The organism is Bacteroides sp. 224 (genome assembly GCF_010500995.1).
Classification (GTDB): domain Bacteria; phylum Bacteroidota; class Bacteroidia; order Bacteroidales; family Bacteroidaceae; genus Bacteroides.
In genome coordinates this window covers 1-338 of the sequence record NZ_QVMK01000105.1, presented here as the reverse complement: position 1 = coordinate 338, position 338 = coordinate 1, and the positions used below count along the sequence as shown (strand labels likewise).

General features: G+C 39.1%; 1 pseudogene. It reads left to right on the top strand.

The annotated features are described in order from the left end of the window. Positions 1–239 precede the first annotated feature (239 nt). Positions 240–338, top strand: a pseudogene (locus D0T60_RS19115) (histidinol-phosphatase); the annotation flags it as partial.

Sequence of the window (338 nt, the reverse complement as noted above, 5' to 3'; positions counted from 1 at the left end):
GACAAGATTGGGGTAAGTAGGTAGACCATGTCTGGAATCAGTGGTTACAACACGCCGTTTGCGCTTGCGTACTTTTAGGTTATAACGCTCTTTTTATATTTATTAGTATTCTGATTATAATCAGATCAGATCTATGCTTCGTTTTACGAAGTTGTTAAGAGCTTCTCCTTTAGTTAAGAAGATGGGGTAAGGCAATGCCTTTCCATAAAGAGTCAGGCTGCGTTTAAATGTTTCGTATTCAAATAAATGCCGGCAGAGTGGAAGCGCTTAATGCTTTAAAGAAAGCTGGATACACAACTGTAATGGAATTGCATGCTGGAAACTGGGAAGAGGTTTTT